This window comes from Deinococcus aquaedulcis, assembly GCF_019693445.1.
Classification (GTDB): Bacteria; Deinococcota; Deinococci; order Deinococcales; family Deinococcaceae; genus Deinococcus; species Deinococcus aquaedulcis.
In genome coordinates, this window is sequence record NZ_JAHRBL010000007.1 from 1 (window position 1) to 14,004 (window position 14,004).

General features: G+C 66.6%; 11 protein-coding genes and 1 pseudogene. 2 read left to right on the forward strand and 10 right to left on the reverse strand.

The window, feature by feature from the left end; genetic code table 11:
- Positions 1–126: 126 nt before the first annotated feature.
- The 10 genes and pseudogenes from KMW22_RS10055 to KMW22_RS10105 all read right to left on the reverse strand — a co-directional run bounded on the left by KMW22_RS10055 (position 127) and on the right by KMW22_RS10105 (position 12,064).
- Positions 127–969: a hypothetical protein gene (locus KMW22_RS10055; protein ID WP_221089922.1), complete on the reverse strand. Its 843-nt coding sequence runs from the start codon at positions 967–969 to the stop codon at positions 127–129.
- 123 nt (positions 970–1,092) lie between these two features.
- A complete protein-coding gene (locus KMW22_RS10060; protein ID WP_221089923.1) occupies positions 1,093–1,557 on the reverse strand; it encodes a hypothetical protein in 465 nt (154 codons plus the stop codon).
- A pseudogene (locus KMW22_RS19770) lies at positions 1,521–2,812 on the reverse strand (IS701 family transposase). The gene KMW22_RS10060 and the pseudogene KMW22_RS19770 overlap by 37 nt, the downstream one beginning before the upstream one ends.
- Positions 2,813–2,909: 97 nt before the next feature.
- On the reverse strand, positions 2,910–3,740 hold the full coding sequence (locus KMW22_RS10075; RefSeq protein ID WP_221089926.1) for a DUF1963 domain-containing protein: 831 nt from the start codon (positions 3,738–3,740) through the stop codon (positions 2,910–2,912).
- 116 nt (positions 3,741–3,856) lie between these two features.
- Positions 3,857–4,408 carry an RNA ligase 1 family protein gene (locus KMW22_RS10080; RefSeq protein WP_221089927.1) on the reverse strand — a complete coding sequence of 184 codons (552 nt, stop codon included), beginning with the start codon at positions 4,406–4,408 and terminating at the stop codon, positions 3,857–3,859.
- A gap of 106 nt (positions 4,409–4,514) precedes the next feature.
- On the reverse strand, positions 4,515–5,018 hold the full coding sequence (locus KMW22_RS10085) for a hypothetical protein (RefSeq protein ID WP_221089928.1): 504 nt from the start codon (positions 5,016–5,018) through the stop codon (positions 4,515–4,517).
- 90 nt (positions 5,019–5,108) lie between these two features.
- Positions 5,109–6,926, reverse strand: coding sequence for a dihydrolipoyllysine-residue acetyltransferase (gene aceF, locus KMW22_RS10090; RefSeq protein ID WP_221089929.1), 1,818 nt, complete (start codon positions 6,924–6,926; stop codon positions 5,109–5,111).
- Between the two features lie 91 nt (positions 6,927–7,017).
- Positions 7,018–9,762, reverse strand: a complete 2,745-nt coding sequence (aceE, locus tag KMW22_RS10095; protein WP_221089930.1) for a pyruvate dehydrogenase (acetyl-transferring), homodimeric type — start codon at positions 9,760–9,762, stop codon at positions 7,018–7,020.
- A 98-nt stretch (positions 9,763–9,860) separates the two neighbouring features.
- The gene (locus KMW22_RS10100; protein ID WP_221089931.1) at positions 9,861–10,949 is read right to left on the reverse strand and encodes a GNAT family N-acetyltransferase; all 1,089 of its coding nucleotides are present in this window, start codon (positions 10,947–10,949) and stop codon (positions 9,861–9,863) included.
- Positions 10,946–12,064 (reverse strand): ATP-grasp domain-containing protein, encoded by a 1,119-nt coding sequence (locus KMW22_RS10105; RefSeq protein ID WP_221089932.1) that lies wholly within the window; start codon positions 12,062–12,064, stop codon positions 10,946–10,948. Before KMW22_RS10105 ends, KMW22_RS10100 begins: the two co-directional genes overlap by 4 nt.
- Positions 12,065–12,158: 94 nt before the next feature.
- Here KMW22_RS10105 and KMW22_RS10110 point away from each other — a divergent pair, with 94 nt between their 5' ends.
- The gene (locus tag KMW22_RS10110; RefSeq protein ID WP_221090052.1) at positions 12,159–13,076 is read left to right on the forward strand and encodes a LysR family transcriptional regulator; all 918 of its coding nucleotides are present in this window, start codon (positions 12,159–12,161) and stop codon (positions 13,074–13,076) included.
- Positions 13,077–13,107: 31 nt separating this feature from the next.
- Complete coding sequence (locus tag KMW22_RS10115; protein ID WP_221089933.1) at positions 13,108–13,998, forward strand: hypothetical protein; 891 nt, start codon at positions 13,108–13,110, stop codon at positions 13,996–13,998.
- The last annotated feature ends 6 nt before the right edge of the window (positions 13,999–14,004 follow it).

The following is a 14,004-nucleotide window of genomic DNA, read 5'->3' on the forward strand; positions in this document are numbered from 1 at the left end:
AGAATAGAATCGGTCTATCACAAAGCTACGCGGTAAGCAGGTCCTGCAGCTCAGTAACAGAGTTGCCAGAGTTCCCCTTGGCACAAGAACTGTCAACGTTTTTCTCGATCAGACCACTAGCACTACTTAAACACGAACGTCTGCCCCACACACCGCTGAAAGACCACCCAGCGCCTGAGAACGCAGCGGCGTTTCGGAACCGGCCTGAGTGCCAGAATCTCCATAGGGTATGGGTGTGGAGCGCCGATAAGCCGTAAAAAAGATGTCATCCAACACACTGGTCGAGAACGTGATGGCGTTCTCTGTCACCACCGCCACTTGATCCTTTCGCCAAATTCTGATCAGCAAGGATGGACTGTCTTCATCGGCTGCTGCATCCTCTGCGCCATGGAGATCGAATATCTCCTGAAGCTTGACTGGCATTAGGTACTCTCTGGCGTACGAACCCGTCGGCACACTGATGGAAAACGCGCCTTTGCCAGACACCAACGCTTCAGACGCCTGAACGCGGTACAGCGGGATCACGTTGGGCGAATACTCCGCGTCCAGGGGCACAGGCAGATCAGCGGCACTGACCCGGCTGACTGTAATTTGCGCGGTGGTCGCACTGGCGTCTCGCCATTTCGTGGGAGTGGTGACCTTCACCCCTTCGGGCGTAGTGATGGTCTCGCCCGGACGCACACTGTAGGTTCGGGTAAGAGGCGTGCCGTCATCGGCCCGCAGACCCAAGTGGCGCTCATCGGTCACACAGTGCCAGGACGCCGTCATGGTGACCGTCCAATCTGAGACCGTGGGGGGATGGACGGTGCAAGTGAATGGGACCAAGGCCACCTGGGGCTGCGCACAAGGCACCGTCAGATTTCGGGCTGCATCTACCCACATGGCCCCAAGATCCAGCTGCCAGGCGCCCGCCAGACCCAAGAGGATCAGGCCAGTCAGGCTGATGCGCGTGATGAATCTCAAGGTCATCGAGCATTGACTGTACGTGGGAAATGGGCCGAAGTGTGCCAATCTGCCTGTCGCAATCGGCGAGGGTTATGCGGCGCTGCGTCTTGGGGGCGTGCAAACAAGGATGAGCACGCCTTCAAGACGTTATTGAAGCTCGGATGACGCGCTGAGGCTGTGTAACCACAGGTTGTACCACTGGGCTTGTTCTTCGACCGTACTCCCCATTTTGTCTACAGGCTCAAAGAGGTCGACGAGGTCCGCTGTTTTCGCAGGTTGGCCCAAGGCGAGCCGATAAGCGACACGTGCGCCCATGGAGAGCGCCATCGGGGACGGATAGACCCCAAGCATGGCGCCTTGAACGCACAACAGCACACCGTCGTGCTCCAACTTGCGGCGCACCACGCAGAGTGTTTCAAAGAAACCACTGTCCTGCCCCTCGTAGACGCGCAACGACGTGGCCACCCGAACACGAATCAGACCCTGCGCCTCATCCTCAAGCACGGACATCTCAGCGATCTGTTCCGGCTGTCCATCGTGGTGAAGTCGAACGGTGTAGACCTCCAGCATCGTGATCAACCGTACCCGATTCCCCTTGAGCAGTACGGGCACCACAGGACAGGGCACGTCAGTTGGCGTGCTTGTGGCAAGGTTGGTCGCCAGCCCTCAGGGTCAATGGTTACCGTGACCAATCGAAGGGCTTACAGATAGAGCATCGCGGTCAAGCAGAGCAGTGTGTGATGGTGCAACCCTCGCCATGAACGGCCTTCAAAGTGATCAAGCCCCAGCTCTTCTTTGAGTTGCTGATGGACCTGCTCGCAGGACCACCGAGCCTTGATGTCGCGGATCAACTCGATTTTTGACGTGTTGGCTGGATGATTGGTGAGGTAGTACTTCCGCTCCCCACTGGGCCGACGTTCGCCAACGACCCAGACTTCGTCACCGGGCAAGTGGGACCCGTCATGAAGTTCCCCACCGTCGGCAACCCGGACTCGCATGACCGCAAAGCGTGCGTGCAGCGGTCCTTTGGTGCCCTTGCGCCAGGTGCGTGAAACCCATTTGTGCGGCGGCAGGTCATGCAACACCTGAGCCACGCTTTTGCGTGGCTCGTCGGGAACGGGGACCAGGAGTCGACCAGTCTTGGATCTCCGCTCCGTCAGCATCCCGACCTTCGTGGAGTACACCTTTGCGTGCCTGGGACACCGACCGCCCAGGTCAGCCCCCGCGCCGTGAGTGCTCCACGAAACTCGGCGCTGTTTCCATAGCCAGCATCTGCCACGACGACTTTGAAGGTCACGCCGTGCTGCCGGACGCGGTCAATCTCCCGCAAGGCCAACTGCTTTTTGGTCAGAAACTGCCGGCGTCCCGGTGGGACACCAGCAGCAACACATCGTTCTGGGTCATCCGTCCATGCCTGGGGGAGGAACAACCGCAGCGCCAAAGGAACGGGAATATCGTTCTTCGCGAGCGTCAGCGAGACCAGGACCTGACAGTTGGCGACCTTGCCCAGCACACCGCAATACTGCCTCGCGACCCCGACACTGCCGGTGCCTTGCTTCGGGAACGCGGTGTCATCCACGATCAACACGGCACCCCGGCCACCGACCAATCGCTGCGCCTGACGCGCGAGGACGGCGCCCAGCTGGTCATCGTTCCAGGGACTCACCGTCACAAAATGGTGCAGCTGCGCGTACTGGCCAGGGGCAACGTGTTCGGCGAGTGGTTGCAGACTTTTGCGTTCCAGCGGGGCCATCAAGCCGCGCAGGTAAATGGGACACCACTTTCGGCGGCGAGCGTGTCCCAGCACGCGCTGAAAGGGACGCAGGAAGCGCCGCAGGGACAAGGCATGGTCCTGAGCAGAGGTCATGCGTCAGCCTGACAGACACGCATGAATGCCGTCCAGGAAGCCAAAACCTGTGTTTAAGTCGTGCTAGGGCGTGTCGGCCAATGGTCAGGTACACGGATTAATAGGTGTAGAGCCAGAACCAAGCGGCGGCAAATCGCCGGGCGAGGAGGTCTTGTCGGCTGATCAAGAATTCACAGATGTAGAGGTGGTTATCGTCGGTGTCGCTCGCAATGTCTTCGTCCATCCACGACGGAATCCGGAAGGTGAGGATCGGGAGCCAGGGGTCATCGATGGGTCGCGTGGGGTTCGCGTACTGGAAACCAAATGGAATGCTGGCGGACATGCCAAACAGCGTGAACCCGTGAAAAGTAAACGCTTCGTCCTGCACCACGGCGCGGCAGGCGTGGTACACCTCGGAGAAGTCAGTGCCATCATCCAGCGGAAGCTCCACAAAACGATCAACCAGTTCATAGCTTTGGCTGAGCAGCATGCACCGCGACCGATAGGTGTGCAGCGGCTCGCCTTCCCAGCTCGGCGGTGACCGGCGTTCAAGGCCATGAACGTCCTGCACAAAGGTGAACGCAACCGCTTCGGAAAGGAAGTCCCAGAAGATGGACAGCAGCCCGCCTTGCGGCAGGGCGTCACTGGTCCGCAGCGTGTCCAGGTCAGCACAGTTGATCTGACACACGAAGCGCAGCGGTTTGCCCTCGGCGTCCATGGGCCAGACCCAGTCGGGCTGCACATCAGGATGGCCCCCAAACTTCGTGCCGCCGACCGGCAGGGTGTGCTCCGCACAGGGGTCCAGGGTCACGTGGTAGCACGGCTGGATGCTCTGCAGAATGCAGGCTTCCGTGTCGGTCCCTGGGGGGAGGCCGGCTTCCTGCAGGACGATGCGAATGGCCTGGTGGATCTCAGCCAGCGTGCGCGGGTCCTCGATCATCAAGGTCATGGTTGGTGCCAAGCCAGTGCCGAGCGGACCTTCGCTGTGTGGTTCATGGGCGACATGATGCCTCAGTGCTGTGTTCTCGCTGAGCGAACATGCGGTTCAACCTTGGCCGACAGACTCTAGCGCCGACCTCCGAAAAAGTCCTTGCGCTTGAGTTTCACCATGCGGCCATCCGGGTGGTGCCACACCACGCCTTCCATGTCCGGCCGGACCTCCAGGTAGGCCCGCAGCCCGGCAAAATCGCGCGGCACATCGGGCAGGACCGCTTCACCATGCCGCACCAGCGTGTGGCTGGACAGGCCTTCTGGGTTGCCCTGCACCTTGGGGCCCAGCAGTTCGTAGGTGCCGTCGGGCAGGGGGCCGCCCGCCGCCCACGCCTCGCGGTGGTGGGCGTCGTCTGGCCCCTCCCCCACCGGCACCCAGCCGGGGTGGTGACCAGTGACCGGGTCAGGGGGCTGCGCCGGCTCGAAGTCGGGCGGGGGCGTGCGGCCTTTCTTGGCGTCGTAGCGGCGGTACAGGCGGCCGGCCCGCACCAGACAGCTCGTGCCGTCCCATTTGCGGGTGGCCACGCCCTCGCCGGCCAGGACCCATTCAGCCCCGGGCACCACCTCGTCCCGCACCCGGCGGTCGGTGTCGTAATTGCGCGCGTACAGGCTGAGAATCTTCTGCATACACCCTCCGCCACCACCCTAGAGGGTGCAGCGGCAAGGCGCATCGGCCAAACAGGTCAGCATGGTCCCCCGCCACCTGGACGGGGGACGAGCCGCACGCCGCACCTCAGCGGCCGCGAGCCACCAGCCGAACGCCGCTCGAGGTGAGGTAGCGGTCCAGCAGCCGCGTCTCGATCTGCGCTGTGTTCACGCTGGCATCGGACGCAGTGGCTTTCACCTTCACACTCACCAGCTTGCCGCCCAGCGGCCTGGATTCCCAAAGGACATCGATAGTGTTCTTGGTACTGGGGTGGGTGGCGCGCCACTGAACCTGCACGTGGATGGGCGCACTTTTTCCGCTGAGGATGGTCATGCTGTCGCTGCCGTTGGGGAAGGTGAAGCGGTCATAGCCAGCGGGCAGCCCCGTGACATACCGCTCCTGCAGCAGAATCATGGCCGAAATGTGGGCAAAGCTGCTGGCACTGGCCTCCTGCTCGGGGCTCAGTCCCAGATTGAGATTGGTCGTGGACACCACCTCTGCCACGACTTCATTGGCGGCTGGCGCCGGGCCCGTGTAGGCCGGAGCACACGCCGCGAGCAGAACAGGAACCGCCAGGAGCATCTTCTTCACGCGGCGCAGCCTAGCAGGGGCCGGGAAACCCTGGGGCCCAATATGAGAAACCCCCACCGGGGGTGGGGGCACAGGGCGAAGCGGGGCCGGTTACAGCGAGATCAGGAAGGGGTCTTCCAGGCTCTCGGCGATAAAGCGCACGAAGCGGGCGGCGTCGGCGCCGTCAATCAGGCGGTGGTCGTAGGTCAGGCTCAGGGGCAGCATGTTGCGCGGCTCAAAGGTGCCCGTTTCCTTGTTCCACACCGGCTCCATGCCGCCGCGCGAGACGCCCAGGATGGCCACTTCCGGGCTGTTCACAATGGGCGTGAAGGCGTGCCCGCCGATGCCGCCCAAGTTGGAGATGGTGAAGGTGGCCCCCTGCATCTCGTCGGGCTTCAGCTTGCGGTCACGGGCGCGGGCGGCCAGTTCGCTCAGCTCCAGCACCAGTTCGGTGATGCTCTTGCGGTCGGCGTCCTTGACCACCGGCACCAGCAGGCCCACCGGGGTATCCACGGCCACGCCGATGTTCACGTAGTCCTTGAAGATGATCTGGTTGTTCTCCAGGTCCAGGCTGGCGCCGAACTTGGGGAACTTGCGCAGGGCGTTGGCCACGACCTTCATCAGGATGTGGGTCATGGTGAGCTTGCCGCCGGCCTTTTCTACGCGGGCGCCGAAACGCTTGCGCACCTCTTCCATGACCGTCACGTCGGCCTTGTCGAAGTGTGTGACCATCGGAATCTGCGTGCTCACCGTCATGGAACGCACGGTGGCTTTGCGGATGCCGCTCATGTCCTCACGGGTCACGCCGCCCCACTTGCTGAAGTCGGGCAGAGGCGCGGCGGGTTGAGGGGTGATCGTTGCTGGTTGCTGGGGTTGGGGAGCTGCTGCCACCGCTGCCGCCACCGTGGGCGTGCCAGCCGAGCGGCGTACGTCCTCTTCGCTGATGCGGCCAGCGATGCCGGTGCCGTGAACGCCGCGCAGGTCCACGCCGATTTCACGGGCCAGTCGGCGCACGCTGGGGGCCGCCGGAATGATGGGGCGGCCATCGTAGCTCTGGGTGTTGTAGGGCCGCTCGGCGCCGGGGGCCTGGGTGGGCGGGTGGGCCCGCTCCGGGGGCAGGCTGGCCGCGCCGGGCGGGGTGGGGGTCTGGGTGCTCAGGCTGGATACGGCCGGCGCAGCGGCAGAGGCCTGGGCGCTGGGGGCCGGCGCCGGGGCTGGGGTGCCGGCTGGGGCGGCAGGGGCCACTGGCGCCGCGCTGCCGCCGCCCAGGGTGGCAATCACGCCGCCGACCTTCACGGTGTCGCCCACCTTCACGTTTACGGCCTGCACGATGCCGCTGGCGTTGGCGGGCACCTCCACCACCGCCTTGTCGGTCTCGATCTCAATGACGGGCTGGCCTTCCTTGACGCTGTCGCCGGGATTGACCAGCACCGTCACCACCGTGCCCTGCTCGATGTTGTCGCCCACGTCCGGCAGGGTGATCTGACCCCCACTGCTGGCCGCCGGCGCACTGGCGGGTGCGCTGGGCGCCGGGCTGCTGCCGGCCGAGCCTGCCTGTTCCTTCTGGCTCGCCATCTGGGCCGCCGCCACACGGTTGGCCGTCTGGGGATCGCTGGCAGTGGCGGGGGCATCCGGCTCGGCGGAGGGCGTGCCGGGTGGGGGGGTTTGCCCGGCGTTCGCGTCGCCCGCCGCTGCGCCACCCAGGGTGACAATCACGCCGCCCACCTTGACGGTGTCACCCACCTTCACATTCACCGCTTCGACGGTGCCGCCACTCTCGGCGGGCACTTCCACAACGGCCTTGTCGGTCTCGATTTCAATGATGGGCTGGCCGGCCTGAATGATGTCGCCGGGACCCACCAGCACCGTGACCACGGTGCCCTGCTCGATGTTGTCCCCCACGTCGGGGAGTTTCAGTTCAGTCGCCATGTTGGGGCTCCTTATAGATGTCAAAGAGTCGAAGGGTCTAAGGGTCTAAGGGACAGAGTTTCTGTGACCCTCAGACCTTTTGACTCTGCGCCTAGCGCAGCACCGGAGCTTCGCGTTCGGGGTCAATGCCGAGGTCCCCAATGGCTTTCGCCACGACCTCGCCCTTGATCTTGCCGTCGCGTTGCAGGGCGTACAGGGTGGCCAGCACCACGTGCCGGGCGTCCACCTCGAAGAAGTCGCGCAGTTCTTCACGGGCCTCGCTGCGGCCAAAGCCGTCGGTGCCCAGCGTCCACAGCTTGCGGTCCAGGTGCCCGTTCAGGCCGTCGGCCCCCAGCTTCATGTAGTCGCTCACGGAAATCAGGACACCGGGAGCGCTGTCCTTGTTCAGCTGCTGGGCCACATAGGGCACGCGGGGTTCCTGGGTGGGGTGCAGCATGTTGTGGCGCTGCGCCAGCAGGGCGTCCTGGTGCAGTTCCTTGTAGCTGGTCACAGACCACAGGTCGGCCGCCACGCCGTAGGTTTCTAGCATCTTCACGGCGGCCTGCGCGGCGCCCATGGCGGGGCCGCCCGCCAGAATCTGCGCCTGCAGTTTGGGCTTCTTCATCTCGCTGCGCTGCAGGCGGTACAGGCCGCGCACGATGCCCTCGCGGATTTCCTCGTGGCTGCGGCCGTCGTTCGGCATGGCGGGCTGAATCTCGTTCTCGTTGTCAATGGTGACGTAGTAAAACTCGTCCAGGCCGTCCACGTACATGCGCTGGATGCCGTGCTCGATGATGACCGCCAGTTCGTAGGCGAACGCAGGGTCATAGGTTTTGAGGTTGGGCACCACGTACGCCTGCAGGTGGCTGTTGCCGTCCTGGTGCTGCAGGCCTTCCCCGGCCAGGGTGGTGCGGCCGGCGGTGGCGCCCAGAATGAAGCCGCGCGCGCGCTGGTCGGCGGCGGCCCACACGAGGTCACCCACGCGCTGCATGCCGAACATGGAGTACAGCACGAAGAAGGGAATGGTGGGCACGCCGTGGTTGGCATAGGCCGTGCCTGCGGCAATCCAGGACGCCATGGCGCCGTCCTCGGTGATGCCTTCTTCCAGCATCTGGCCGTCCACGCTTTCCTTGTAGGCCATGAGGCTGCCGCTGTCCACAGGCGTGTAGGTCTGACCACGCGGACTGTAGATCCCGATGCGGGGCACCAGGGCGTCCATACCGAAGGTGCGGGCCTCGTCGGGCACGATGGGCACGATCAGCTTGCCGATCTCCTTGTCGCGCAGCAGCTTGGAGATGATCTGCACGGCCGCCATGGTGGTGCTCACCTGCCGGTCCCCGCTGCCCTTGGCAAATTCCTCGTAGAACTCGCCGTTTGGGATGGTGGGGTGTGGGTATTCCACCTTGCGGGCGGGCACGGGGCCGCCCAGCGCGGCGCGGCGCTCCAGGGCGTACTTCACTTCCGGGCTATCAGGGCCGGGGTGGTAGTACTCCATGTGCTCCACCTGATCGTCGGTCAGGGGCAGTTCGAGCAGGTCACGCAGGTTCTTCAGGGTCGAGAAGTCCAGCTTCTTGACTTGGTGGGCGACGTTGCGGGCCTGCGCACTTTCCCCCAGGCCGTAGCCCTTGATGGTGCGCGGAATGATGATGGTGGGGCTGCCCTTGTGCTCGGTGGCGGCCTTGTAGGCGGCGTAGATCTTGTGAACATCATGGCCGCCCCGGTTCAGCAGTTCCAGGTCGGCGTCGCTCCAGTCTTCAATCAGGGCCTTGAGCTCGGGGGTGTTGAAGAACTTCTCGCGCAGCTCCTTGCCCCCGAACGCGGCGTAGCGCTGCGACTCGCCGTCCACCAGCAGCTCGAAGCGCTTGACGATGTGGCCGTTGTAGTCCCGGGCCAGCAGCTCGTCCCACTTGCCGTCCCAGATCACCTTGATGACGTTCCAGCCCGCGCCCCGGAACAGCGCCTCGAACTCCTGAATCACCTTGGAGTTGGCGCGCACCGGGCCGTCCAGGCGCTGCAGGTTGGCGTTCAGCACGAAAATCAGGTTGTCCAGGTTCTCGTAGGAGGCAAAGCGGATCGCGCCGATGCTCTGCGGCTCGTCCATTTCACCGTCGCCCAGGAAGGCCCAGACCTTGGCGTCGCCCTTCGGCTTCAGGCCCCGGTTTTCCAGGTATTTGATGAAGCGCGCCTGGTAGATGGCCTGAATGGGGCCCAAGCCCATGCTGACGGTGGGGAATTCCCAGTAGTCCGGCATCAGCCAGGGGTGGGGGTAGCTGGACAGGCCCTCGCCCTCGGGCTGCAGCTCGCGCCGGAAGCGGTTCATGCGGGCTTCGTCCCAGCGGCCTTCCAGGAACGAACGGGCGTATACCCCGGGCGAAGCGTGGCCCTGGTAGAACACGAGGTCGCGGTCCTGCCCGGCGCCGTGGCCCCGGAAGAAGTGGTTAAAGCCCACCTCCAGCAGCTCGGCCGCCGAGGCGTAGGTAGAAAGGTGACCGCCGATGCCGTCACTCTTCTTGTTGGCCTTGATGACCATGACCACCGCGTTCCAGCGGATGATGTTACGGATCCTGCGTTCCAGCTCCACGTCGCCGGGGTACTCGGGCTGCGCCTCGACATCAATGGTGTTGATGTAGGGCGTGTTCTGCTTGAAGGTGATCGGCGCGCCGTGGAAGTAGGCGTAGTGGTCCAGCTCTTCGAGCAGTTCGGCGGCGCGGTTGTCGCCCGCGTCGGCGAACACGTAGGCCAGCGAGTCCAGCCACTCCTGCGTTTCAATGGTGTTGAGCTGCTGCCGGTCCTGGGCGTTAAGGCCCGCGCGCGGCGGCCGGTTGGGAGGCGCCACGTTCTTGGGAGACTGGGTCATGGTGTCAGCATAGGCCGCCCCATTGCCCACTTCCAACAGCGTCCCCTCATGAGATTGACCACTGTTCCTGGTCAATGCTGGGCTTGCTGGGCCCGGCCCTACAGCCCCCGCCGGATCATGACGGGGAGGGCCGCACCCTTCAGCAGCTTCGCCAGGGCCCGCAGCGCCAGCCCGCGCGCCGGGGGCAGGTGGGCGGCGAAGTAGGCGTTGTATTCGGTAAAGCCCTGCGCGCCCCGCTGACGCTTGAAATGCGCCGCCCCCGAGGACCCGTGCAGCCGCACCCCCAGGGCCAGGGCGCGCTCCATGAACAGCCAGCAGGCCACGCGGTACAGGGCCTCGCGCTGGGGCCGCGCCGTGTCGTAGCCCACCACAGGGGGCGTCATCACGCCGCCGCGCACCCACATGCCCGCCACCGCCATGATCTGCCCGTCTGGGGCCCGCGCGACCCGGTAGGACAGAAACCCGGTTCGCCACGACGCCTCTATAAACGCCGGGGTCAGCACCGGGTTCAGCGGAGAGTAACGGCCCATATACAGCAGGGCGTACAGGTGCGCGATCCGCTGGGCGTCCCCGGGGGTCAGGGTGGTCAGGTCTTCCAGGGTCAGCCCCGAGCGGGCCACGGCGCGGCGGTCGTGGCCGAAGTTACCGCGTGGCCGCCACTGCCGCGCCAGATCCTCCACCACCCAGATGCGGCGGCTGGGCACCAGGATCCAGCCGTCGGCTTCCAGCGCCGCCCTCAGGCCCGGCGCCGACCAGTCATCCACCGAGCGCACGCCCAGCAGGTGCCCCGGGAACCGGGTGGTCAGGGTGTGGCGCGCCGCTGACAGGCCCTGGCCGCGCCACGCCCCGTGCAGGTTGGTGGACAGCAGCCAGTTGTTCAGGTGCACCGCCCGGTTCACGGCCGCCGCGCGCAGCAGCCGGTCCACGCCGGCCAGGGCCACCCGGGCAGGCGCGGCCAGCGCGCCCACATCCACCAGCTCCAGCTCGGCGCGGGCGTACAGGGCGTAGGCGCTGTGCGGACTGCTCACGTAGCTGCCGCCCAGGGCCCCGCTGTCCACCGTCACCGGCATGGGCTCGCCGGCCACCTCCAGCGCGAACACCGAGGACGCCACATTGGCCACCAGCGCCGGGGCCCCGGCCGCGCACAGTTCGGCCAGCATGGCGGCCTCGGGCCCGTGCCCGCTCATGGCATGGCCTCGCCGTTCCATTCGATGTCGGCGGTGGACTGCCCGGCGGCGCTTCGGCCAGCCAGGACCCCGGCCAGGGCAAAGCGCGCGGCGTCCAGCAGGGACCCCGCCACCGGGGCGCGGTTGCCTGGGCGGCCCACCACGTCCTGCCCGGCGTGCCAAGTGTGCAAAAGGGGCCGCGCCGACCCCACCTGCAGGGCCCCCAGCGGCCCCAGCACCGCCAGGGCCGGGGCGAGGTAACGCAGGGTGCCGGGCGCGGGGGTCAGCAGCGGCCCGCCGCCCAGCACCGCCCCCCCCAGGGCCGCCCCTGGCAGCAGGTGCAGGCCACTGGTGGCGCGCGGATTGCATTCAATGGGCGCCACCCGGCCGTCCGGCGTCACGATCACGTCGTAGGACAGCTGCCCGGTGGCCCCGGTGGCGCGCGCCAGGACCCGTGCCATGTCCACCACTGCCGGCCTCTCCACTGCCTCAAACGCGTACGAGGCCCCGCCCTGCTGGCGCAGCACCGGCCGGTACACGGCGCAGGCGCGCAGCTGCCCCGCGTGGGCCAGCGACCAGACGCACAGTTCCTCGCCCACCAGCCGTTCCTGGGCCACCCAGCGGCGCGCCGGGGTGGGAACGGCCCCCGGGTGGCCCAGCCGCGCGGTGCCAAAGCGCGAGAACTCGGGCTTGAAGATCAGCCCGGCGCGGCCGGGCAGCGTGGGCAGGTGCGCGGGGTCAGACAGCACCCAGGTCTGCGGGGCGTCGACCCCGGCGGTGCGGGCCAGTTCGGGGAACAGGGCCTTGGAGTGCAGCGCGCGCAGCGTGGCGGGGGGCGGGGCCAGCAGCCGCCCGGCCCAGCCGCCCCGCCGGGCCGCTTCGGCCAGCCAGAACACCTCCTCGCAGATGGGCACCACCAGATCCACCCTGTCCAGCAGGCGCAGGAGCGCGGTCTGGAACGCCCCGAAGGCCTGCCGGGGTGGGGGCAGGCGGTGGACCGGCACCCGGGGCCGGAGCAGGTGGGCGGCAAAGGGCGTGACCGAATCGGCCAGCGCCACCGGGGCCCCCGCCGCCTGCAGCGCGCGGGCGAGGTCCAGGGCCACCGGGGCCCGCGCGCCGGTCACCAGCACCCTCATGGGTGCCCCGGGGCCCACCTCAGCCGCTGTCGCCACACCCCGCCCGTCATCACGAGCAGTCTACGCAGGTGTTAGCGTACGGCGCAGCATGACCATTGAACTGCGCCACCTGCGGCATTTTGTGGCCCTGGCCGAAGAAGAACACTTTGGCCGGGCCGCCGAGCGCGTGTTTGTGGTGCAGCAGGCCCTGAGCAACTCCATTCGCAACCTGGAAGACGAGGTGGGCGTGCCCCTGGTGCTGCGCACCACCCGCCGCGTGCAGCTGACCCCCGCCGGCCAGGAGTTCCTGATTGGCGCGCGGGCCACGCTCGCGCTGGCCGCCCAGACGGTGGAACGTGCCCGCCGCGCCGCCCGGGGCGAGGTGGGGCGCCTGAGCGTGGGCTTTGTGGGCGGGCTGGCCTTTGGGGGCCTGCCGGAAATCGTGCGGCGGTTCCGCGAACTGTACCCGAATGTCAGCGTGGACCTGCGCGAACTGACCGCCCAGGAACAGGAAGCGGCCCTGCGCGGCGGCCAGATTGACGTGGGGCTGATGCTGCTGCCAGTGCGCGACCCGGCCCTGGAGTCGCGCGCCCTGTGGCGCCAGCCGCTGGTGGCCGCGCTGCCCGCCGCGCACCCGCTGGCCCGCAAGCGCCGCCTGAAGATCAGCGACTTGGCGCCAGAACCGTTTGTCTTTTTTCCGCGTCAGATTCGCGCCACCTACTTTGATCAGGTGATGCGCTGGTGCGCCTCGGCGGGCTTTACGCCCCATGTGGTGCAGGAGGCCATTGAGGTGCCCACGCTGCTGTCGCTGGTGGCGGCGGGCGTCGGCGTGTTTTTGCCCATCGAATTTTTCAGCCGCCTGAGCCTGCCCGGCGTGGTCTACCGCCCGGTGGAGGACGCCCCCATCGTGGAGATCGTGGCCGTGTGGCGCCGGGGCGAGGGCAAAAGCCCGGTGGTGCGCGCGTTCCTGGCGGTGGCGGAGGAAGTGCTGGGGGGCAGGGAGGGGTCTGGACCCTCAACCAAAGAGGGATGAGGACGTCAGGTTCAGTCTCTAGGCTGGTCACATGTACCTGCGCTTCGTCCTGCCCGCTGCTCTGGCCGCCAGTCTGCTGACCACCGCCCTGGCCCAGAACACGCCCGCCGCCCCCACGGTGGTGGGCCAGCCCACCCCAGAGCAGGCCACGCAGCTGATCGAGCGCCTTGTGAGCAATCCCGGCGCCCGGCAGCAACTGATCTACGGCGCCCTGCCGGCTGGCCTGCCCCTGACCCTGAGCGAGCCGCTCACGCTGCTGGCCAGCATCCGTACCCCATACAGCAGCGGCTCGAACACCCGCGTGCTCCTGAGCAGTGCTCAGGGCCGGGACGCCACCCTTGCGACCTTGGGCGCGCAACTGGGCGCCAGCGGCTGGACCGCACGCAAGCCTTACGGCGTGCCCTTCGGCTTTCAGGTGCCTCAGTCCGAGGTCTACCGCAGCTTCTACTACGAACCGCCGGCCGGCAGCGGAGGCGGCGCATATCTGGCCGACCTGAATGTGCGCGAGTTGGGCGGCCGAACCGCCGTGGATCTGAACATTGGCACCATCACAGCCCAGCAACTGGCGGGCCTGAAAAAACAGCCGCAGTCCGCCCCGCAGACCAGCCTGCCATCCCTGCGCGCCCTGCCCGGGGCCCAGTTGCGCGCCGCCATGAACAGCGGCAGTGCGAACGTCACAGTCAGCAGCGTCTATGTCACGGGCACGCCGCTCAGCGCGGGCGAGGTGCTGGGCTTCTATTCCGCCCAGCTGAAGGCCGCTGGCTGGAAAGCGGTCACCGACACCACCACCGGCCCGCTGCGGGTGATCACCTACGCCCTGAAGGACCTGAACGGGCGCGAGGCCCTGGGCACCCTGGGGCTTCGCTCCTGGGAGAAGGGAGGCTACGCGCTGATGGTCAGCGTGCAGGGCTTCAAGCCTTAAAACGCG

Coding starts and splice junctions, on each gene's coding strand:
- KMW22_RS10055 (WP_221089922.1), bottom strand. CDS start 969: ATGACCTTGAGATTCATCACGCGCATCAGCCTGACTGGCCTGATCCTC.
- KMW22_RS10075 (WP_221089926.1), bottom strand. CDS start 3,740: ATGACCTTGATGATCGAGGACCCGCGCACGCTGGCTGAGATCCACCAG.
- KMW22_RS10080 (WP_221089927.1), bottom strand. CDS start 4,408: ATGCAGAAGATTCTCAGCCTGTACGCGCGCAATTACGACACCGACCGC.
- aceF (WP_221089929.1), bottom strand. CDS start 6,926: ATGGCGACTGAACTGAAACTCCCCGACGTGGGGGACAACATCGAGCAG.
- aceE (WP_221089930.1), bottom strand. CDS start 9,762: ATGACCCAGTCTCCCAAGAACGTGGCGCCTCCCAACCGGCCGCCGCGC.
- KMW22_RS10100 (WP_221089931.1), bottom strand. CDS start 10,949: ATGAGCGGGCACGGGCCCGAGGCCGCCATGCTGGCCGAACTGTGCGCG.
- KMW22_RS10105 (WP_221089932.1), bottom strand. CDS start 12,064: ATGAGGGTGCTGGTGACCGGCGCGCGGGCCCCGGTGGCCCTGGACCTC.
- KMW22_RS10115 (WP_221089933.1), top strand. CDS start 13,108: ATGTACCTGCGCTTCGTCCTGCCCGCTGCTCTGGCCGCCAGTCTGCTG.